Below are 20,934 nucleotides of genomic sequence, written 5' to 3' on the forward strand. Positions count from 1 at the left end.
AAAGCACATTTGTAGTTCTTGCGGTTTTAGTTTATGTGTACACCCTAGTTTTCACAAAAGGAGAAGATTCGGCTTCGCAGCGCTATTGCTGCAACCCATTGAAATAATCTTGCTGAAAAACGGGAAGACTATGGTTATTCCCTAATAGGGAAATTTCCATAAAAATCCTGAACAGCAAAATGCCCAAAAAATCTCTGCTTAACTTTTTAATTTTGCCTGTTTCTCTAGTATCCTGGCTGTGCGTGGGAACGCTTTTTGATTCTCAAGCTAATGCTTTACCAGGTCAAAGTACAGAGGAAGTAGGCACTTGGATTAAAGCACATCCCACACTCCGTCCCAGGAGAGGGGAGCAATTATTTGTGCAAAAAACTGATACTGCTGCCCAAAGATTTACTTTTCAAGCGTCGGTATTGCCTCCGGGTAGGGTGCAGTTTTCCAAAGACCGGGGCACAATTCGGACTGAGCGCATTGCTATGTATGATGCTATTAACGGCATGACATTTGACCGTCTCCAGGAATCCTTGCGGGTAATTTATGGCTTGGAGATTTATCAAGACTACGATCGCGCCCAAGTCGTGTACCAGTATCCTAATCAGAAAGCAGTTAATTCGGCGCGTCTGGCCAAAACTCCGATTCGGGAAGCCTTAAAGGGAGAATTACGAGTGGGCGATCGCTATGTATATTGGGTGGAAATTGCTCAACCTAGGACTGGCAAAGCTTTTACTGGTCAAATGACGATTTTGCTCAAAACTGACCTAGATAAATTAGAAAGTGAACTGCAAATTCGGTAATGGGCATGGGGCATTGGGCATTAATTATTCCCCTTGTCCCCGTTATCTTCCTGATCTCTTCTCGTTCAAAGATTGCTGAATCAGTGTTCTAAAACTTACCTAACTCCATAGGAGCAAGGGTTTGCCATGTACCTGAAAAGATACTTTCAGATGCTAAGGAAATTCGTAGTAAATCTTCTTTCAACAGTGGTGGCCAATCAACCCCGGCTTTACGCCCTGCGCCAAATAGTTGTTGCGCTTTGATGCTTAACTGATAAAGGGACAAAACTAGTTCTCGGTCTAGGCTTTTTGCATCTTTAAGGGCTTCAAACACCACTTTCAATGCTAACAAAATGGAAGTGATCTGACCGGGCACCGGCGGTTTCCCCTGTTTCATACGCGTTAACAGCGCATCTGGGTTTTCCTCGGTTGTGATTGTCTGATCTATGAGGAGTTTCCGGGCTGTTTCGTAATTCATGTAGCCAGTTTAGCGTACATTTTGCTTCAGCAGGAATACCTAATTAAAACAATTCGCAATTCGCTTTTTCGCCCATTCGCAATTACGTTTTGTGACGGGGATTTAGACCCCGACACAAAACGGGCTGCCTGTCTTGCTGGGGACTTAAACCCCCAAAGTTTGTTAAAAAATCATAAAACTGGCTTTTGGTTATTTACAGCAATCTCTGATGATTTGTGAAAAGATAAACTTGGGGAAAATGATGGGGAATTTGCGATGCTCTAGCTTAAGCAGATAGACTGAATATAATATCTTTGAAAAATTACGCCCCACTTGGAATCAGAAGCAAAATGATATCACCGAATTTACTAGAAATTGAGCGCTCCGTCCGTGCCTTGTCTGTAGAAGAACAACTTTGGCTACTAGAAAGTATTGTTCGACAAATCCGAGAAAATGAGTATATAAAAGATAACCTCGCTGATGCCAAGAATCCAAAAGAACAACTAGAACTAATGCCTAGTGAGCCAAAGATTCAACTAGAAATTGATCCTATAAACGATGAGTTTGCAATTTCTGAAATACTCTGATAGTGAGGAGTATAAATTATGAGATTGCCAAGCTTAAACAATCTAATATACAAGTTATTGATGAGCGATCGCAGTCTCTAAATTAGTTACGTAGCAAAAGCAATGGTTGTCAGTAATAGCAACATTGTTTTATGTAACCTAGATAGCCAATTTTTTTTCTTTACACGGTGAAGGGGCGATCGCACAATCAGATTATTACCTATAAAATTAATTTGGCATTTTGGATTAACTGTTAACATTTCGTTATAAATTGGCTTTATTTGACGCTACCTAGTTGTCAATCAATAAGTACCATAGATAACTTCTATGTTTAATTTATAGATTGATTTTTGTTTCATTTAGCTTTACGATTCAGCCCTGTTATGCTATATCGCTGAGGTAAATACGCTTATCTGATGTTGCTGATTAATAAGTCAATGGGATAATCTCGTAAAAGGAAATATCGAGAGTCCTTATTACATTGTTTGAAGTTATGTAGCCTTTTGATTACGGCCTATCAATCACTGCGGTAGACTATGCGTTGATTATGATTCTTTCGCAGAGAAGAACACTCGAAAGGAGCCGTTTTTTCAATGTCTCATACCGTAAAAATCTACGACACCTGCATTGGCTGCACCCAATGCGTCCGCGCTTGCCCTACTGATGTACTTGAGATGGTTCCTTGGGATGGCTGTAAAGCTGCTCAAATTGCCTCTTCACCCCGTACAGAAGACTGCGTGGGCTGTAAGCGTTGCGAAACCGCTTGTCCCACCGACTTTTTGAGCATCCGGGTTTACCTGGGCGCTGAAACAACTCGCAGTATGGGTCTAGCTTATTAAAAGGCTCGTGCCGAGTCATTGAAGATTTGATTGGCGGCTGCCGCTACTCAAACTTCTTGCCGAGTACTGAGTGCTGAGATAGAAAGAAGTAAATCAAAAAAACAATTTCTTGATTCTTCACTCAGAACTCGGAACTCGGCACTCAAGACTTTTAAGTGTCTTAATAGCAAGCACCTTTAGCATCCTAAAAGTGGGCAATGCCCGCTTTACGAAATCGTAATTTTAGATTGGGGATATAAACTCTGGGTATCTAAATCCTAGAAGCTGTATTTGTACCGTCAGCTTTTGACCTGACGGGGAATCTCCTGTAAAACCTTAAAATCTATAACAATACTAGTGGTAGAGGGAGTAAATTACTCCCTTTTTTCTTTGCAAAACGTCGAGTTTGTGCTAAACACTATACTGGATTTAATCATCCTGAAAAAAAGTGGTGTGAACAATGTGCGGAATTGTCGGATATATAGGCACTCAAGCAGCGACAGACATTTTACTGGCTGGGCTGGAAAAACTAGAGTACAGGGGCTATGATTCTGCTGGAATCGCCACTATTTGGGAAGGTGAAGTAAATTGTGTGCGGGCAAAGGGAAAACTCCATAACCTGCGTTCTAAACTAGAACAGATAGAATCTCCTGCCCAAATTGGTATTGGTCATACACGCTGGGCAACTCATGGTAAACCAGAAGAGTACAACGCCCATCCCCATTTGGATACGGCAAAGCGAGTGGCGGTGGTGCAAAATGGCATTATCGAAAACTACCGCGAGTTACGCGAGGAACTCAAAGGAAAAGGACACGAGTTTCTTTCTGAAACCGATACTGAAGTCATTCCCCATTTAATAGCCGAATTTTTAAAGATTCCTCCCTCATCTTCCTCATCTCCCTTTTTAGAAGCGATTCGCCAAGCTGTTAACCACCTAAGAGGAGCATTTGCGATCGCAGTTATTTCTGCTGACTACCCCGATGAATTGATTGTTGTTCGTCAACAAGCACCTTTGGTAATTGGTTTTGGACAAGGGGAGTTCTTTTGTGCATCTGACACGCCTGCGATCGTTGCTTACACCCGTGCAGTGCTACCTTTAGAAAATGGCGAAATTGCCCGCCTTACACCTTTGGGCGTTGAGATTTACAATTTTGCTGGCGACAGGTTGAAAAAACAACCCCGGCTGCTCAACTTCAATCCTGCAATGGTAGAAAAGCAGGGATTCAAACACTTCATGCTCAAAGAAATCCATGAGCAACCAGGGGTAGTAAGAGCTAGTTTAGACGCTTACTTTAATAATTTTGGAGAATCTAGCGAATCGCCGATCAATCTTGGTTTACCTGCGGATTTATACAACAATTTAGAACAAATTCAGATCGTCGCCTGTGGTACGAGTTGGCACGCAGCATTAATCGGAAAATATTTAATCGAACAACTAGCAGGAATTTCAACTCAGGTACATTATGCTTCTGAATATCGCTATGCACCATCACCTGTGACAGCTAACACATTGATCATTGGCGTTACCCAATCAGGTGAAACGGCTGATACTCTAGCAGCTTTGGCAATGGAAAAAGAACGTCGCCAGGGGAAAGAACCCCAATATCAAGGGCGACTACTGGGCATTACCAATCGCCCCGAAAGTAGCCTTGGTGATATGGTACCGCATGTCATCAGTACCCTAGCAGGAATTGAAATTGGGGTGGCGGCGACAAAAACTTTTACCGCCCAACTGATGGCGTTTTATGCTTTGGCATTGGATTTAGCGGCTCGTCGTCAGACAGTTTCAAAAGACACATTGGAGAAAATTATTAATGGGTTGCGGCAGATTCCCAAAGAAATTGAGGCAACTTTAGAAACTCAGGAACGTTTAACCGAACAGCTAGCCCATGAATTTGCTGAAACCAAAGATTTCATTTTTGTGGGAAGGGGAATTAACTTTCCTATTGCTTTGGAAGGGGCTTTGAAATTAAAAGAAATCAGCTACATTCACGCCGAAGGGTATCCGGCTGGAGAGATGAAACATGGCCCGATCGCACTTTTAGATGCGAAAGTACCAGTAGTTGCGATCGCAATACCTGGTAGTGTGTACGAAAAAGTTATTTCTAATGCTCAAGAAGCCAAAGCTAGAGATTCTCGGTTAATTGGTGTTACTCCCGTCAAGGATGGCGAAGCTGCGGAAATCTTTAACGATCTTCTTCCCGTCTCTCATGTAGAAGAATTACTTTCTCCGATTTTGACAGTAGTTCCTTTGCAATTATTGGCTTATCATATTGCCGCCCGTCGCGGTTTGGATGTCGATCAGCCTCGCAATCTGGCTAAAAGTGTCACTGTAGAATAGTATAATTTTATACTCAAACTTAAAGTATAATGGCTTCTGAAGAAGTTCTATCGCTTGCAGAAGCCATTTTTATGGCAATGATTACAAGTATAATATATTTATTAATACTTAAGTAAGTATTCGCTGGATTTGCAGTAAAGGGTGAAATTATCCAAATGCGATCGCAAAAAGTCGAATGTATATTTTTACAACGTCTTTATACTACAGACAAACCTGTAAGAATGTGAGCCGATAAGATTCAAGTTAATTACATCTACCAACATTATGAGTGAAATCCACTTACGTCAAATAAAGTCATACCTTCAAAAAACATTTAATAATTTGATTGACTTGTCAGATTATCAAAATAAATCTGAAACAGACAGAGAGTTAATTTTCTTAACAAGAAGTCTAGCTGCATTTACTTTGATGGTTTTAGCTGATATCTCACCTCAAGAAGCATCAAAATCGATAGTTGATGGTGGACAGGATAATGGAATAGATTCGCTTTATTTTGACAGGCGAGAAAAAATAATGTATGTATTACAGTCGAAATGGAAACAAGACAGTAAAGGTAGTGTTAAAACAGATGAGGTAATGAAATTTACTAGAGGTTTTAAAGACTTGGTAAATGCTAGATATGACAGATTTAACTCAAAATTTAATAATAAAACTCAAGATATTGAAGAAGCGCTGAATGACGCAGGAACAAGATTTGAAATAATTCTTGTCTATTCAGGTCAAACTCCCTTAGCAGATGAACCAAAAAGAGAATTGGATGATCTATTAGGTGAGATGAACGATTCATCAGATATTGTTAGTATGAGAGTTTTTAACCAGGCAAATATATATAATATTATATCTCAAGGAGCATCTGGCAATCCTATAAATTTAGATGTTTGCCTGTTTGAGTGGGGACAAACAAAAGAACCCTATCAATCATATTATGGGCAAGTGTCTGCTAGGGAAGTAGCTGATTGGTGGACTAAACATTCTCCTAAATTGTTCTCTTCAAATATTAGGCTTTTTGTAAAAGATAGTGAAGTTAATGAAGGTATTATCAATACACTAAAAAAAGAACCGGAAAAATTTTGGTATTATAACAATGGCATAACAGCTTTGTGTTCTAGTATTGGAAAAAAACCGCTTGGCGGTAGTGGAAGAGACACGGGCATATTTGAATGTAAAGATGTCAAAGTAGTTAATGGCGCTCAGACTGTTGGATCGATAGCAAGAGCATATCAAAATTCTCCTGAGCAAGTTGAAAAGGCAAGAGTTCTTATTCGTTTTATCTCCTTAGAAAATTGTCCTGAATAATTTGCTACAGAAATTACTCGATTCAACAATACTCAGAACCGAATTGATCGTCGAGAATTTGTAGCTCTCGATCCAGAGCAACAAAGAATAAAAAATGAACTTCACTTAGAAGGAATTATTTATACTTATAAGTCAGGTGAATCAATCCCAGATGGAGAAAAAGGTTTTGATTTAAATGAAGCTACGATTAGTCGAGCGTGCAAACAGAATGAGGTTTCTTTCGCCACGCGAGTTAAAGATAAAATTGGTGTTTTATGGGAAGATATAGAAAAACCTCCATACAAAACTCTCTTTAATAGATCAGTAAATGGTTCTAACCTTTGGAAATTAGTTTAAATCTTAAGAGTGTAGGACTTACGCTTTGACACAAAATACAAAATATGCATTTTTGAAAAACCAGAGCTGTCGTAGGGGCACAGCACTGCTGTGCCCTGCATAGCGGGGGTTTATGTACCATCAAAGAATAATTAATCAAAGCCGGAAACGACCTATTTTCGTGAATTCATACCATGATTAATTTGTACAGTGCGTAAGTCCTAGAGTGGTAGAGAATAAATTATCAGAAGTACAAAAATAACGAGATGGAAGAGAAAAGTTATTTGCTACTCACAGTAATCGTCTCATACTACACTTGGTTTACAAAGCCTTACCAGATAATTTTTTTAGCATATCATCTAATTTAACGCCAGTACAGACTGATGATATTCAATCTATGACCTCAAAGTTTTTGGGAAGTATTATGAGTGAAAGTAGCAACCTATTTCCAACTTGCTATCCGGCAAATATCTTCAGAAATGTCACAAAATGCCAGGAAATTGTGGAAAAAATTTTAAACTGAGGACAATACTGTAGGAATCCCAGTAATTCGAGTTGGTACTTTAACAAAAGGCGATCGCAATCTTTGGACAGAGGACGAGTTTATGTACCTCAACTTTATTCTTGTTCAAATCCCTGATTACTAAATTTGAGAACCCGACAATTCTCGCTGACTGTGCGAATCACGTTCTCTGGGACTCCTTCTGGGACAGTGACCTGAAGTTCCAAGGTAATTTCTACTTCAGCATCTACCAAACTACTAAGGTGTTGAATAACCTCGTCTGCTATCTGTCCTATGTCACGTCTTAGCCGCAATGCGTCCAATTTGACTGAACCATAGAAACGTTTTGGTGGAACTATGACAATTACTTGGCTATCAGAGGAGCCATTTTCTGTTACTACAGTGTCAATAGTTTTTTCCTTGTCAGTGTTATAGCTTCCTGTTTTTTCTTTAACTGCTGTTGGAGTTACAGGTTTAGCAGCAGCATCTGCCTCAAACTGGCGTTGCGCTACTTCTGGCTTAACTATCAGATTTTGACTGCTAAGGGTTACAGTAATGTGTTCAGCTGCTTTCAAACCAAGATAACGTCCTTTGGATTCATCCCAGCCTGTGGCATAAGCAAAGTTTTCATTCCACAGTAATGCTGCAACTCCTTCTGCGATCGCTTCTAATAGCACTTGTTGATTTTTGATGCGTGGCAGGTAAAGGTAGTATGCTAAGTACTCCCACAACTTCTTAAGGTCGAGGTGGTTTACATCGCGCCAAAGGTATGGGTCGAGGGCTTCTAGACGCAGACGACTAGCGGCATAGTTAGAAATCAAATGTTCTTCATGAACTGCTTTGCGACTTGCTTGCACAATAGGAGAGTCTTGCTTTTGCAATCGAATTTCTTGCCATTCAATCTCTCCTTGGGGGTCGGGTTGCATCGGCACTAACAGCCAGATGTAAGCTTCCTGAATTAAACTTTTTACATCTTTGTCGGTTTGCTGTTGTTTGGTCGTCGCCTGATTGCTTTGAAAAACATCTAAGTTTAAAGCTTCTTTATCCCGAATAATCGAATTCCAGGCGAGGTACTGGCAAACAGATTGTTCTAATAGCTCCAGTTTTGCCTTATCTGGTGCCAGGAACAGCAACATATTTTTGCAATACCGAGGACTGGCTCCTTTTTGGTTCAGTATTTCTTCGGCTCTGGTGCGGGCTTGGGTTTCGCTTTCCTTATTTTTATGGGGGTGCTGTGGCCCCATGACAACCAGCCTTACAGCCATTTCATCAGGAACATCTGCCGAGGAGCCGGGAGCAATATGTACTCCAGCAAACTCGCCGCGCTGCTTGTCAGCCTTTAAGCGGAGAATGATTTCATCCCAAACTTTATCCTGATCCTGTTGGATTTGCTCGGCTCGGTCTTGCGCAAGTCTGGTGACACTAGGCTGAGTTGAGAACCAGTAACGAGTGTTATCGACATAAAGATGTGTGGACTGGTCGGTAAGTCGGCGCAAAGCATCGCCAAAAGTTGCTGCACTTTCCCCTGGTTGAACACACCCCAACTTGATCCGATGATCTTCTACACCGCGATTGGCTGCTCTCAGAGTGGGAGCAGAACCAAGGTAAATCGTCCGAGCGACGCGGCGACAGGCAGAGTAACGTCCTAAGTTCGGATTTTGGCGATCGCACGCCAATGGGAGAGAATTATATCCATCTACATCTTTTTCAATAACTGGCACCCAGTTATCTTCCAGGTAGCGAGTCAATTCTGTTTGTACCTGTCCGTCATCCATTGGGACGCTCGCAGGCATGATTAACAAACTCTTGTCCTGTCCTTCCCAAAGTGAATGAATCACCTTTGCCATCAGTCGCAGCACACCCCGCGTGCGTTGGAATTTGTCGAGAGTTGACCAGTCATTATAAAGCCGGTCAAACAGTTCTGGATGGATAGGATAGGCATTTTCTAGCCGCCGTTTATAACTAGCTTCTCGGCATTCACTAGGAAATTCCTGAGATTGATTTTGGTACATTTCTGCAAAGGCACGGATGATGGCATCACGGGCAATAAAGCCATTTTCTTCCGTGATGGGTTGAAACAGCCGCCGCCGCACAATTTCAAAGCTTTCATCGGCACTTGCTGGTCGCCAAGGAGATTCAACTCTGCCAATAGCATTTTTGAGTCTACTTAAGGCTGCTTTACCGCGATCGCCTCCAATTTCATTATCAGATGCAGGAATACTCACGACCAACAGAGTTTGGTTAGCGTTTTTTGCCGACTCACTCAAAGTCTGGGCAAAGGTAAAGTGAGTGTCAAAGCTGCCCCCCGGAAGGTCGTTTACTTCGTGAAGCTGTCGCGCATAAGCTACCCATTCATCAATTAAAATCAGGCAGGGTGCATAGCGGTTAAACAGCAGCCGGAGGGTATCGCCAGGGTTCGTTGAAGTTTCATCTGCTTCTCGAATCATATCGTAGGCTTCCCTACCGCCCAGTTGCCAAGCTAATTCGCCCCAGAGTGTGCGGACAACTGTGCCATCTTTTTTAGGTTGAGGCTGACCGGGAGAAATTTTATTTCCTACCAGCACTGCTGTGTTAACTTTTGGCGGAGGTAAAACATTTGCCGCTTCCAGCACTGGTTCCAATCCGGGTAACTTGGATGCTGGAACTCCCATGAACAGGTGGTATAGTGCCAGCATCGCGTGGGTTTTGCCGCCACCAAAGTTAGTTTGGAGTTCGATAACGGGGTCGCCTTGATTGCTAGAAAGACGTAACAAGGCATTTGTGAGCAGTTGCTTTAGCCCTTCGGTGAGAAAAGTACGACTAAAAAACTCTGTAGGTATGCGGTATTCGTCGGAACCTTCATCTAAATAAACTTGCCAAAGGTCAGCAGCAAATTCTGCTTGTTGGTAGCTACCAGAGGCAACATCTGGGTGAGGCGTGACAATTTCCCGCCAAGGTTTTAAACCGCCTACAGGATTGCCTTCTAGAGGTTGGAGAGTAGCACGACGAGTTTCACGACGGGCTTGTTCTGTAAAGCGCAACCGCAAAAGTTCTTGTTTTTGTTTATCAACTTCATCTGCTTCTGGTGCGGAAAAGGCAGAAAGTAACCGCGATACGCTATCAAGAGCGCGATAGGCATCATCTGTAGAGAGTGGCTTGTTGTGCGCCCAAGAGTTGCGCGTGTCAATTAATTCGACAACCAAGCTTCTTTCAGCATTGCCCAGAGTCTTTTTGAACACCTCACGCCACTGATTAGACATGAGTTTCAGCAGTGCTGATTCGTCCTGCTTGAGAATTTGCTGAACATTACGTCTTAAGCTGTGGTCTTCTGGAACAAAAGGTGTAGCGGCAACTACCCACTTATCGCCATAAACGGAACGCATTTCCCTTTCCACAAAAGGATATAAGCCGTCTCTCAAAAGGTCTAGCACCCTGCCAACTCGTTCGCGGTTACTTACGGACATAGATTTTTTATACTAGTTTTTCTTTTAACTCAGGGCTGCTGCCTCACAATAGCTACATCTACTCTGGGCGTTAGAGCCACCCAGAATGTATTAATGGGCTGAAGCTAATAACGAAAGTCGAAAGTAATTAAAGTAAAGCCATTTGCAAGGGAGTCGATTCTTCGGTTTCAGCAGCGAGGCGAGATATTTCTGGCCAGGAAATCACTAAGCTGTTGTAAGCGACACCTTCAGCAGCCCAGCCTTTTCTGTCGCAAATGTTATACAGCCGATAAGCTAATTCCCTTGCTGCTTCTCCTATGGTTCCCAGTTGAGATAGCAAATTTGCAGCACCTTGATTTCCAGCACCGTCTTGCAATTCCCGAATCATGTGTTGTGTTGCTTCCCAGACGGTGAGGCGATTATCGGTTTGGGGATTCCAATTTTTGGCTAATTCGTCGCGGCGCAATAGTCGCACTTTACCTGCTTTGGCAGTGAGGATGCCAGCGTCTACTAAGCCTTGTACTGCTGTATTCTTAGCTTTGGATAGGGTTTCGGCATCGCCAAATAACCCTTCAGTAAAGGTGTGCTGTTCATACCAAATCAACGCAAAACGGGTTTCTGCATCAAATTCTCCTTCTTGTTCGACCAGGAATTCGTCTAGGGTTTGGTTAATCAATTGTAGGGCAGTGCGAACAGGCATTGGTGTGCCATCTGATTCCAAGACTTTGTTGTAGCGGGAGTAAATTGCCATCCCAGGGCCAATGCTAGCTTGTGCCAAGTCTACCGGAGCGATGTTTCCTTGTTGGAGTTTTTGTAGTGCGTCAGGGAGTTCGCGTTTGAGGGTATTGACGAATTGGCGGCGGGTACTAAATGGAGCGGTTTGTGGGCGAGGGCGGCAGACAAGTACGATGGATGAGGCGAGAGCATTAGTGCCGCTAGCTACTGTACGATTGCTTAATTCTGTACGCATAGGCATAGTAGCAGTGATGCTAAAACCTGCTTGTATTAAACCTTCTAGCATGGTTTCCCATCCAGTTGAAGCGACAGCAGAATTTACTCCTCCTTCATCAGTATCTTCTGACTCTGTTTGTTTAAATGCGTAAAAAACTGAAAATGGATAATCAGGATGTACTGCCTCACGCATTAGTGTAAAAGCTTTATTTAATCCCTCTTCAAAAAACTTTTTAGCTTTTTCTTTATTGCCACCAAAGCGATAGGGAGTAGCAACTAGTTCTTTTTCTTTTGGAACAGCAATAGTATGAAAAAGATCAGGATAAATAGAGCTTAAAGAACGACGTAGCCAGACATAGAAAAAATCCGATAGGTCAGCATAGCTAATATTGTCATAGTAAGGTGGGTCTGTACAGACAACAATTGATTTTGCATAGCTTAAAATATCTGTTGTAGTCGCATCTATTTGTTTAACGTTGCCAACCCCTTCAGCAACTAAATTTTTAAGCGCACGAACTATTGTGTTAATTGTAGTATTGTAATCGCCTGCTGCACTATTAAATATATTGGATTCTGCATAATCCCATACCATTGGAAGTGCTTGTTTAGTGAATGCATGGATTGCTTGATCCATACTTGGCTTCCAGGTAACTAGACTACATAAGGGCTACAGATATATGCTGTTCATTAGGAGGTAAATAAATACGTCCTTTATTTCCTTCTGCAACAATTACCATTAGTTGAGCATCATTGCGTTTAGCACGAAACTCTGCCCGAATCTTTTCTTCACTGGCTATTTGATTACATACTAAACAACAAAACTTTGCACCGCGTCCAATCTTTGGAGGTTCTGGTACTTTCCCTTTGCCAGTCTTGACTTGAAAAGACACAACAGGCGGTTGCTGTTCCCTATCAACAATTGGTTCTACCCAAGCTTCTTTTCCCTTCTTTGTCGAAAGCACAAAAGAACGCACCAACGGTATTTTTGCGCCACAAGCAGGGTTAGGACATTTCACTGTTCTTGCCCACAACCAAGCAATAACCGTTGCCTCACCACCACCATACTCCTGCGGTACATTCACTTTTGGGTAAAGATGCCCAATTTGCTTAAAAGCTTCATCTCGCATCCATTGCCCGTAATAGCGAACATCTTCAGCTAATCCCTGCGCCCCAAACCATTTTTTAGTAGCTAAAGAGTTTTTGTGAGAATCAGGGTTAACCGGAGGCTGATTTGCAAACTTTGGCGGAATTTCAATCAAAGCTTTGGTAATCAAAACCGCCACCGGATTAATATCACTACCATGTGCCTCCAAACCCAATCTTTGCGCTTCCAAAGGTATCGAACCCCCACCGCAAAATGGGTCTAGGACAGGCGGCGGATTGTTATTTGTTGATTTGAGAATTTCTGCTTTAGCTGCGTCTAAAACTTCCTGATTATTGATATTTTCCCACTTCACTAATTGCTCAATAATTTCAAACAGGCGTTTTCTCTCTGTATCCTGCGCCTCTTTTGTAGGAAATTTATCAGGATGACTTGAGGGGTCATCTACCAAAGACGAAAACAAAACTGCCCGACAAGTTGCTAGCGGCCGCCGCGCCCACCATAAATGTAGCGTCGAAGGGTGTCCATGCCTAATTGATTTTTCTCTGGCAGATTCTTTGTTAATTGCTTCTAGTGGTAACGCGACTTCGATTAGCTTCTTGCGGTAGGTCATTCATTTGGCCAGACTGGTATAATCGAAGTCTGTATTTCTACCAGCAAGCAGCGCAAAACATTCCGAATGAGTGGGCTAACGGAATCATTGCATCAAATAATTTAGTGGGCAATTAGCCTTTGTTGATTACTGCTTACTTAACTTAGTTACAGAGCTTCGTCTGGCAATTATAGTCATTGTGATACAGTCTAAGTCGAGTAAAATTACTTAAAAATGCCTAAAAATATATAGTTTTAATAATTGAACAATTGCACATTATCTTTACGAGAAAGCTTCTTCTCCAGAAGGTAATAAATCCAAGAAGGGTAAAAAACGATGAATTCTAACACAATTTCTTGGGATTCTATCCGTGATGAGGTTTTAGCAGATTCAGAGGTAAAGGCTGAATACGATGCCTTGGAGTCAGAATTCCAGTATGCAAAACAAGTTATTGCTTTAAGGAAGGCTAGCAGCTTAAATCAACGGGATTTTGCTAAGTTGGTTGGCATTAAACAGCCACAACTGGCTCGGATTGAATCTGGGAAACAGGTTCCTAAAATTGAAACCCTAGCAAAACTCGCTAGGGGTGCAGGTTACGATGTCAAGATTCGCTTTGTAGCACCCAAAGGAAAGCGATCGCACCAAAAAACGATCAGCAAATGAATTAACCCTGTAGCATTTATTCTAGAGAAAGCTAGAGTTCTGAAATTTTGGCATATTTGAGCTACCCAAAATCATCAGAGAATAATGGCACATCATAAAATTTAAACTTTTGGTCTACTGTAATTATTGTTAAACCTTCTACCAAAGCTTGAGCAATTAACATCCTATCAAAAGGATCTTTATGGTGTAGAGGCAAATCAGCAACCTTTATTCCATGTGCCAATGTCATAGACAAAATCTCAAACCGACTGAAGCGCAAAGCCTCTTCCAAATTCCCAGGAGCAATTAACTTTCCTAAAGACTGTTTAATTGAAATTTCCCAAGCACTAATCACACTGACGAAAATTAAATTTTCAGGATTAATAATTACCTCTGGTACCCGATCTGACAATTTAGAATCATTTTCTAAAAACCACAACAAAATATGAGTATCTAATAAAAAGCTCACTACTCATCCCCATAAAATGCTGCAATTACTTCTTCTGAAGTCTCATCAAAATCATCAGCAATTTTAACTTGTCCCTGCCAAAAACCCGCAATTCTTGGCTTTAAGGCATCATTTAAATCAGCTTTAGTAACTGTAGGCTCAGGTTGAGTCAAAGGCAAAACTTTTGCCAAAGGGACACCCTGATGAGTTAGGGTAACTTCAACATGATTTTGGATATCTAACAATAAATCAGCTAAATTATCAGATAAGTCAGCAATATCAAAAGTTTTTGGTGACATTTTGCTTATGCTCTATTGATTACCAGCAATATAATTATTTTAATTTGGCTCAGTTCCCTGTTGCCACAACTCCAGCCAATCATAATTAACACTTGTCACGGCAAAATCTGGCTCTTTATGGAACGGACGGTGTAAGTAGTGAATAGAACAATTACCTTCCATATCTTCTGCTAAAGGCACTTGCACTAATGCCAAAATAAAATTGTCTGGCTTGTTTAGAGCGGTAATAATTTCATTCTTTGTCACTGTCACAGTTTTAGCACCTGTAATTCTCCCTTTCACTTCAATAAATCGCAACTGTCCCGTTTCTGGAATACGCGACTCAATATCATAGCCGCACTTCTGATAACTCACATCCGTGGGTTCATACCCTAAATTGCGTTCTACTTCGATCACAGCCGTCATTGCTGCCTTTTCTACTCGTTCCGTCTCCTTGGCAAACATCGCCGTTGTTACCTGTTGTTTGCCTTGCATTCGTTGCAGCAAGCCTACTGAAACTACCAACGCACCCCCAACCACCACAGGCGGTAATGGCGATAATCTACGTTCTTGCTCTAATTCCTCCAAACGTTGCATTAACCGTGCTTGCAAATCATCAGCTCGTTGACGTGCTTTACCTGAGTTAATTTTGGCATTAGGCTTGCCAGCTTCCTCTTGGATTTTCAGTTCTTCTGCCCGATGATCCCAGTAATTAATCTCCTTGCTTAATCTATCTTTTACTGCCGTCATCGTCTTAGCAATTAGTTCCTCTTTCCGTTGCTTGAGTTCTTGAAGATGTTGGGGAACAAGGTGAGCGATCGCATAACTCTTAGCTTTTGCTTCTAAATCTTCTCGCAACCAAGATTCTTCTAAAACTTTTTCCACAACACCCTTTTCCTCGTCTGTTAGCGGACGGTAATTCAGGTAAGGCGCGTAACCTGCATTGCAGGTATTGCCTTCTGCATTGATTTCTACATATTGCATCCGCCGCGATACTAAACGCCTAGAGCCATTTAGATTTGTCCGCGCATCTTGTATGGAGTGTTCTAGATAAACTAAGGCGCGGGTTCCTTCGCTGGAATCATTTTCATCAACTAAAATAGTGCCTTGTTTCAACAAATCCCGGTGTCGTTCCAAAGTCAGATCAATTGTGGCATCCAGTAGAGAATGTCCAGAACAGATGAAAGCAGCTAAGGGTTTACCAGAAATGCTGATTAAATCTTTTTCAAAGCAGACACGTTCGTAACGTAGCAGCAACGGTTCTCCTACACCAATTTGCCGCCCTCGATTGCGAATAACTGCTGGAACATGACTGATTTCGTAACGCTGGGGTTCTCGTTGACGCAATGTTCCACCTAATTGGGTAAATGCTTCGAGGAAGAAAGAAGCAATAAAATGAGGTTGCAACCGTCGCGCCTCTGCCCTTTCCATTTCTTCTCGAATTTGCTGCACTTTGGCGATATCCATCGAATCTCGTGCCAAAGCTCGTTCTTCTAAAAGTTCGCGTAGTCGCTGTTGGTCGAGTTTATCATGTACGACTTGGTTGAGTCTGTCTCGCACCTCTGGTTGATCGCCATAGCGAATTGCTTCAATTAATAATTCTCGTAATTCCGTCCCTGCGATCGCTTTTTCCCAATACATCAAATACTTGACCCCCCAGTGCCTTTTGCTCTGCCTCTATCTTTTTCAATAACGCCAAATAGACATCGCCTTCACGAGTGCCTTTTGCCACTAATTCCATAAGTGACATACCTCCGTCTGCCCAATCCGGTGAATTCGCCCAAAACGCTGTTCTAGGCGGTTAGGATTCCAAGGCAAATCGTAATTAACCATAAGGTGCGCCCTTTGCAAGTTAATCCCTTCACCCGCAGCATCCGTAGCTATTAAGACTTGTACTTCAATATCTTGGGTAAACGCCTCCTGCGCTTTGCGGCGTTCTTCGCGTCCCATTGCGCCATGTATATTTACTACAGCTTCATTACGTCCAAGTAGCGTCCGAATCCGATCTGTCAAATAATTTAATGTGTCCCGGTACTCGGTAAAAATCACGAGCTTGCGCCGATGTCCTTGGGCGTTGAACATTTCGGCATCATTTTGCAACAGATTCGAGAGTTCTTCCCATTTTTTATCTTTACCACTACGTCGCACTCGTAGTGCCAGTTGCTCTAATTCTTCTAAAAGCTTAATTTCTGTTTGTAATTCTGCGATCGTCCGTGATGCTGTAGCTAGGTCAACTACTTCCTGTTCTGTTGCTTCTCGTTCTTCACCAGGAATATCCTCTAAATCATCTTCTAAGTCTTCCAGATCCAGAACTTGCTTAAATTCAATGATGGTTGCATTACTTCCCCGCCTCAAAACTTCTTCTTGCCTCAGCCGTTTTTGCAACCTTTCTCGACGGCGTAGCAGCGATTGATAGATAGCTTCTGGGGAAGAAGCAAGCCGACGTTGCAAAATAGTCAAAGCAAAGCCAACATTACCTTTGCGTCCTTCATTTTCTAAAGCATCGGCACGATTAAATTCCTCGCGGACGTACTCAGTGACTCGCTTATAAAGTACCGCTTCTAAATCCGATAGTTCATATTCTATAGTGCTAGCTTGGCGTTCTGGAAATAGCGGTTTTCCATCAAATTTCAGCAAATCTTCTTTAACCAATCGCCGCATTAAGTCAGAAGTATCTGCTACATGAACACCATCGCGGAAGCGTCCTTCAAATCTGTCTCCATCCAATAACGCCATAAACAACTGGAAGTCTTCCTCTTTGCCGTTATGTGGCGTTGCTGACATTAATAAAAAATGCCTAGTTAAAGTTGAGAGTAACTTACCAAGTTTGTAGCGTTTCGTCTCTTTAATTTCACCACCAAAAAATGAAGCTGACATTTTATGAGCTTCGTCACAAACAACCAAATCCCAGTCTGTCTGCGCTAGCTTTGCTTGTAAATCTTGATTACGGCTGAGTTTGTCTAGTCGCACAATCACCAACGGCATTTCAGCAAAAGCATTTCCAGTCACTGCTGATTCAATGCGATCGTTGGTGAGAATTTCAAAGCGTAAATGAAACTTTTGCGACAATTCATCTTGCCACTGTGGGGCTAAACTGCCGGGACAAATCACAAGGCAACGATGCAAATCACCTCGGATGAGCAATTCCCGCATCAGCAACCCCGCCATAATAGTTTTACCTGCACCTGGATCATCTGCTAAGAGAAAACGCAGAGGTTGACGAGTCAACATTTCCCCGTAAACGGCGGTAATTTGGTGGGGTAAGGGTTCGACTAGAGAGGTGTGAACAGCTAGCAAGGGGTCGAACAGATAAGCTAGACGGATGCGGTGCGCTTCTGATGCCAGACGAAAATTAGCCCCATCAGCAGTAAAACTCCAAGCACCACCAGAGGTGATTATTTCCAGAGTCGGTTCTCTATCTCGAAAGACTAACTCATTCCCTAGCGTGCCGCTAGCATCTTTGTATGTTAATTCCACAACATCAGAGCCATGCCACTGAGCATCAACGATGGCGACAATACTGTTTGGCAGGATACCTTGTACTTGCGTGCCTTTTGTCAAATCCTCAAGTCTAACCATATTGCGGTGTTTTCCCTTTTGGCAGATGTCAGTAGCAATGTAGTGTTTTTTGACCGGACATTGCTTCTTATGACCATAAGAGACACTAGGCTGGTTAGTAGCTAGTATATTTACTGTTTTTGGCTGTGGTAGCTTGATGTTGCTTAGAAAATGGCGTTGCTTAGTTGAGAGATGATTTAAGCGATCGCTCCATGCTAATGGCTACAAGTAAAGTGAAATAGAGTGCGATCGCATCCCTCGAAACTCAAGCTGTTGATTTAGCTTTGTACTTGGAATTCGTAGGCGCAGCCCGCCGTAGGCATCGCCATTAAATCTTGGAGCAAATATTTCCAAATCCTTACAAGGAAAACGTTTGCAAAATTATACAACTTTTTTATTTGTTTTTAGATAATAGCATGATGAAATTGTACAACTTTATTTTTTCAAAAAGCCTAAGTGCCTAACGATACAATAATACTTGTAGACGCTGAAATTGTACAACTTTTTTATATGTCTACAGATTTATTTGCCGTGCGATCGCTTCCTTTGGTATGTAGCCATTTGAGTAAAAGCAATATACCAGAGTAAACCGACGAGTGCGAACACCGCTTGTAAGGGACTTCCACAAAAAATTATCCCAAATTATTTGTAAATTTGTAGGGGCGCACAACTTTGCGTCCCTATTAGTAGCAATTTGAAGAAGAATTCAGAAGTCAGAATTCAGGAATCAGAATAAATCAGTCGGGGATTCAGACCCGCGACTGAATTGTTGCACCACCAAATTTTCAATTTGGTGGGGGTGCAAAAACTCCGATTATTCAGACGCGACTCGAAAATACTCGCTAACGCTACGCTATCGAGTACTCGCTCTAAGCGAAGCATCCCGAAGGGTATACGCTGCGCTATCCGCCAGTCATACAGAATTCATTCTGAATTCTGACTCCTGACTCCTGAATTCTGTTCGATAAATTTATTTTGCGTAGCGATCGCCAAAGCAATTGTTTAGGAATATCGCCACAGTCTATTCCCTGACAATAACTATATCGTTGGACTTGATAACGGCATAAGCTTCTTTTCCCTCAGATAAATCCAACTCCTCTACCGATATAGTTGGTTATATGTTGGTATCTTTGGTACTATTTTACCTAGCATCAATTTTATGGAAGAAACCTTTCAAACGCCTTTTCTATGAAAAGAAGACAAATTTTAGGCTTCCTGGGTATAGCGGTTGTTGGCTTGCTGCTAACAATTGGTTTACCGTTAGTGACTCCTTCTCGTGTAATAGCACAGTCAAACACCAGCATACTCGTGTCCGCAGCTGCCAGCTTAAAAGAAGCGCTGGAAGAAATTAAGCCTTTGTACCAACAAAGTAAATCAGATATCAATATTAATTATAACTTTGGGGCTTCCGGTGCCTTGCAGCAACAGATTGAACAAGGTGCGCCAGCGGATATCTTTATTTCTGCTGGCAAAAAACAAGTGGATGCTTTGCAAGAAAAAGGACTGTTGCTACCAGGTAGCCGTACTAACCTAGCAAATAACCGTCTAGTCTTGATTGTGGCTCAGGATGTTGTTGGCATCACTAGCTTCTACAATTTAACAGATAGTAAGATTAAAAAAATTGCGATCGGTGAACCCAGAAGTGTACCTGCTGGTCAATATGGGGAGCAAGTTTTAAAGAAATTGAAGCTTTATGATCGAGTCAAATCAAAATTGGTCTTTGCTAACAATGTGCGTCAAGTTTTGGCAGCTGTAGAAAGTGGTAACGCCGAAGCGGGTTTAGTTTATGCCACTGATGCCAAAATTTCTAACAAGGTAAAAATTGTAGTCGCTGCTGATGATAAGTTTCACTCACCGATTGTTTATCCAGTGGCTGTACTCAAGAGTAGTAAAAATGCTTCTGCTGCTAAAGAATTTGTCCAGTTTTTATCTGGCAGTCAAGCCAAAACTATACTCAAAAAATATGGGTTTCTCGTAAATTAATCAATCTCAGAGAACAGTTAAAAGAAGGAGCTATCTGATCGGCGGGACTTGATTTGGAGTTGGTGAAGTTTTGAGGCGATGTCTAGCGACAAGACGCTTTGCGTCCACGCACTTTCCCCAATTTAATATCTGCCCCGTATGCCAGCCACCGACGCATCGAACGGTGGCATACGTTTATTGTGATTCTTCTCTTCTGGCTCAAGCCTTAGTGTAATTATTGATTACTTTGGCTAAATCTGGCACTGCCTCTTCTACGTGCTTTTTGGCTGAACCGCGAAGTTTTTCATAGGTTCCTCGCACGATTTAGCGCTTTGCGTTCTTGACTCTCGCATCGGTAACGCCCAGTAGCGCGTCTGCCGTATGAGAGCGATTTGCACTTAGGTATCCAATTGGGTCGCCTTTCTCCATGCCTTCACTCCACATGGGATCAAGTGCTGTGAAGCACTGCGGCAAAATCTGCTCAACTACATACGGGATATACCCTGGCTTCACCCCTTTCAGGGCGGCGAAGGCAGTTTTCAAAGCAATACCACTCATGCCTGACTTCGATGCAAGCTGTACTTCAATCATGTTGCAACAGTCCTCTATGACCATAGCCTTTTTGGTCGGATTCAAAAGTCCGTCGCTCAGTCCCATTTCACTCTTCCTTTTCTAAACTTTATCTAAGTACTTAATTTCTATTCAACTAATTTTTTTAGCAAGCAGGAAATTACACAAAATGGTATCAGAGTTTAGAGGATGTTGTGGATATCAGCCTTTTATACACATAAGTCTATTTGTGTCAATAGTTTGTTGGGTAATCATAAGAGTCGCTATGATGAGCATTTCCAGCCTACGGCTGGAAACGAGATTTGAAAGGAGTTTTACCTTAAGTTGTCACCAACGAAGGCCTT

Annotated in this window: 15 protein-coding genes and 3 pseudogenes; 7 read left to right on the forward strand and 11 right to left on the reverse strand. The window is 42.1% G+C overall.

All coding sequences use genetic code 11. The annotated features are described in order from the left end of the window. The first annotated feature begins 179 nt into the window (after positions 1 to 179). Positions 180 to 791, forward strand: coding sequence for a hypothetical protein (locus ANSO36C_RS22340; RefSeq protein WP_251956288.1), 612 nt, complete (start codon positions 180 to 182; stop codon positions 789 to 791). A gap of 88 nt (positions 792 to 879) precedes the next feature. On the opposite strand, the gene ANSO36C_RS22345 is transcribed toward ANSO36C_RS22340, so the two are convergent. Then, on the reverse strand, positions 880 to 1,248 hold the full coding sequence (locus ANSO36C_RS22345) for a Dethiobiotin synthetase (protein WP_251956289.1): 369 nt from the start codon (positions 1,246 to 1,248) through the stop codon (positions 880 to 882). Between the two features lie 329 nt (positions 1,249 to 1,577). On the opposite strand from ANSO36C_RS22345, the gene ANSO36C_RS22350 reads away from it, so the two are divergent. The 4 genes and pseudogenes from ANSO36C_RS22350 (at position 1,578) to ANSO36C_RS22365 (ending at position 6,584) form a co-directional block, all read left to right on the forward strand. Further along, positions 1,578 to 1,814 (forward strand): hypothetical protein, encoded by a 237-nt coding sequence (locus ANSO36C_RS22350; RefSeq protein ID WP_251956290.1) that lies wholly within the window; start codon positions 1,578 to 1,580, stop codon positions 1,812 to 1,814. Positions 1,815 to 2,386: 572 nt separating this feature from the next. Further along, positions 2,387 to 2,632: a photosystem I iron-sulfur center protein PsaC gene (gene psaC / locus ANSO36C_RS22355; protein ID WP_012411495.1), complete on the forward strand. Its 246-nt coding sequence runs from the start codon at positions 2,387 to 2,389 to the stop codon at positions 2,630 to 2,632. Between the two features lie 439 nt (positions 2,633 to 3,071). Next, on the forward strand, positions 3,072 to 4,952 hold the full coding sequence (glmS, locus tag ANSO36C_RS22360) for a glutamine--fructose-6-phosphate transaminase (isomerizing) (protein ID WP_251956291.1): 1,881 nt from the start codon (positions 3,072 to 3,074) through the stop codon (positions 4,950 to 4,952). A 576-nt stretch (positions 4,953 to 5,528) separates the two neighbouring features. Then, positions 5,529 to 6,584: pseudogene (locus tag ANSO36C_RS22365) on the forward strand (AIPR family protein). A gap of 597 nt (positions 6,585 to 7,181) precedes the next feature. Here the strand turns inward: ANSO36C_RS22365 and ANSO36C_RS22370 are convergent. From ANSO36C_RS22370 to ANSO36C_RS22380, 3 genes are all read right to left on the reverse strand, one after another. Then, on the reverse strand, positions 7,182 to 10,508 hold the full coding sequence (locus ANSO36C_RS22370) for a Swt1 family HEPN domain-containing protein (RefSeq protein ID WP_251956292.1): 3,327 nt from the start codon (positions 10,506 to 10,508) through the stop codon (positions 7,182 to 7,184). A gap of 127 nt (positions 10,509 to 10,635) precedes the next feature. Further along, the gene (locus ANSO36C_RS22375; protein WP_251956293.1) at positions 10,636 to 12,072 is read right to left on the reverse strand and encodes a DUF1156 domain-containing protein; all 1,437 of its coding nucleotides are present in this window, start codon (positions 12,070 to 12,072) and stop codon (positions 10,636 to 10,638) included. Between the two features lie 22 nt (positions 12,073 to 12,094). Beyond that, positions 12,095 to 13,153: a DUF1156 domain-containing protein gene (locus tag ANSO36C_RS22380; protein ID WP_251956294.1), complete on the reverse strand. Its 1,059-nt coding sequence runs from the start codon at positions 13,151 to 13,153 to the stop codon at positions 12,095 to 12,097. Between the two features lie 315 nt (positions 13,154 to 13,468). Between ANSO36C_RS22380 and ANSO36C_RS22385 the strand changes: the two genes are divergently transcribed. Then, positions 13,469 to 13,795, forward strand: coding sequence for a helix-turn-helix domain-containing protein (locus ANSO36C_RS22385; protein ID WP_251956295.1), 327 nt, complete (start codon positions 13,469 to 13,471; stop codon positions 13,793 to 13,795). Positions 13,796 to 13,856: 61 nt separating this feature from the next. Here the strand turns inward: ANSO36C_RS22385 and ANSO36C_RS22390 are convergent, their stop codons facing one another. From ANSO36C_RS22390 to ANSO36C_RS22415, 6 genes and pseudogenes are all read right to left on the reverse strand, one after another. Next, a complete protein-coding gene (locus tag ANSO36C_RS22390; RefSeq protein ID WP_251956296.1) occupies positions 13,857 to 14,243 on the reverse strand; it encodes a type II toxin-antitoxin system VapC family toxin in 387 nt (128 codons plus the stop codon). Continuing rightward, positions 14,243 to 14,521: a hypothetical protein gene (locus ANSO36C_RS22395; protein WP_251956297.1), complete on the reverse strand. Its 279-nt coding sequence runs from the start codon at positions 14,519 to 14,521 to the stop codon at positions 14,243 to 14,245. The genes ANSO36C_RS22390 and ANSO36C_RS22395 overlap by 1 nt, the downstream gene beginning before the upstream one ends. A 39-nt stretch (positions 14,522 to 14,560) precedes the next feature. After that, the gene (locus ANSO36C_RS22400; RefSeq protein WP_251956298.1) at positions 14,561 to 16,141 is read right to left on the reverse strand and encodes a protein NO VEIN domain-containing protein; all 1,581 of its coding nucleotides are present in this window, start codon (positions 16,139 to 16,141) and stop codon (positions 14,561 to 14,563) included. Beyond that, a complete protein-coding gene (locus ANSO36C_RS22405; protein WP_251956299.1) occupies positions 16,089 to 16,241 on the reverse strand; it encodes a hypothetical protein in 153 nt (50 codons plus the stop codon). The genes ANSO36C_RS22400 and ANSO36C_RS22405 overlap by 53 nt, the downstream gene beginning before the upstream one ends. After that, positions 16,232 to 18,079, reverse strand: a complete 1,848-nt coding sequence (locus tag ANSO36C_RS22410; protein WP_251956300.1) for a DEAD/DEAH box helicase — start codon at positions 18,077 to 18,079, stop codon at positions 16,232 to 16,234. Before ANSO36C_RS22410 ends, ANSO36C_RS22405 begins: the two co-directional genes overlap by 10 nt. Before the next feature lie 1,000 nt (positions 18,080 to 19,079). Next, positions 19,080 to 19,166, reverse strand: a pseudogene (locus ANSO36C_RS22415) (TOBE domain-containing protein); the annotation flags it as partial. A gap of 80 nt (positions 19,167 to 19,246) precedes the next feature. On the opposite strand from ANSO36C_RS22415, the gene modA reads away from it, so the two are divergent. Continuing rightward, positions 19,247 to 20,041, forward strand: coding sequence for a molybdate ABC transporter substrate-binding protein (gene modA / locus ANSO36C_RS22420; RefSeq protein WP_251956301.1), 795 nt, complete (start codon positions 19,247 to 19,249; stop codon positions 20,039 to 20,041). Between the two features lie 198 nt (positions 20,042 to 20,239). Here modA and ANSO36C_RS22425 read toward each other — a convergent pair. Then, positions 20,240 to 20,677, reverse strand: a pseudogene (locus ANSO36C_RS22425) (DUF6918 family protein). Positions 20,678 to 20,934 lie beyond the last annotated feature (257 nt).

Source organism: Nostoc cf. commune SO-36 (genome assembly GCF_023734775.1).
Taxonomy (GTDB): Bacteria; Cyanobacteriota; Cyanobacteriia; order Cyanobacteriales; family Nostocaceae; genus Nostoc; species Nostoc commune_A.

Bases quoted from the DNA above. Each gene is read 5' to 3' on its own strand.
- ANSO36C_RS22400 (WP_251956298.1), bottom strand. From the start codon at position 16,141: ATGTATTGGGAAAAAGCGATCGCAGGGACGGAATTACGAGAATTATTA.
- ANSO36C_RS22405 (WP_251956299.1), bottom strand. From the start codon at position 16,241: ATGGAATTAGTGGCAAAAGGCACTCGTGAAGGCGATGTCTATTTGGCG.
- ANSO36C_RS22375 (WP_251956293.1), bottom strand. From the start codon at position 12,072: ATGGATCAAGCAATCCATGCATTCACTAAACAAGCACTTCCAATGGTA.
- ANSO36C_RS22370 (WP_251956292.1), bottom strand. From the start codon at position 10,508: ATGTCCGTAAGTAACCGCGAACGAGTTGGCAGGGTGCTAGACCTTTTG.
- ANSO36C_RS22380 (WP_251956294.1), bottom strand. From the start codon at position 13,153: ATGACCTACCGCAAGAAGCTAATCGAAGTCGCGTTACCACTAGAAGCA.
- ANSO36C_RS22385 (WP_251956295.1), top strand. From the start codon at position 13,469: ATGAATTCTAACACAATTTCTTGGGATTCTATCCGTGATGAGGTTTTA.
- glmS (WP_251956291.1), top strand. From the start codon at position 3,072: ATGTGCGGAATTGTCGGATATATAGGCACTCAAGCAGCGACAGACATT.
- ANSO36C_RS22340 (WP_251956288.1), top strand. From the start codon at position 180: ATGCCCAAAAAATCTCTGCTTAACTTTTTAATTTTGCCTGTTTCTCTA.
- ANSO36C_RS22345 (WP_251956289.1), bottom strand. From the start codon at position 1,248: ATGAATTACGAAACAGCCCGGAAACTCCTCATAGATCAGACAATCACA.
- ANSO36C_RS22395 (WP_251956297.1), bottom strand. From the start codon at position 14,521: ATGTCACCAAAAACTTTTGATATTGCTGACTTATCTGATAATTTAGCT.
- psaC (WP_012411495.1), top strand. From the start codon at position 2,387: ATGTCTCATACCGTAAAAATCTACGACACCTGCATTGGCTGCACCCAA.
- ANSO36C_RS22410 (WP_251956300.1), bottom strand. From the start codon at position 18,079: ATGGTTAGACTTGAGGATTTGACAAAAGGCACGCAAGTACAAGGTATC.
- ANSO36C_RS22350 (WP_251956290.1), top strand. From the start codon at position 1,578: ATGATATCACCGAATTTACTAGAAATTGAGCGCTCCGTCCGTGCCTTG.
- modA (WP_251956301.1), top strand. From the start codon at position 19,247: ATGAAAAGAAGACAAATTTTAGGCTTCCTGGGTATAGCGGTTGTTGGC.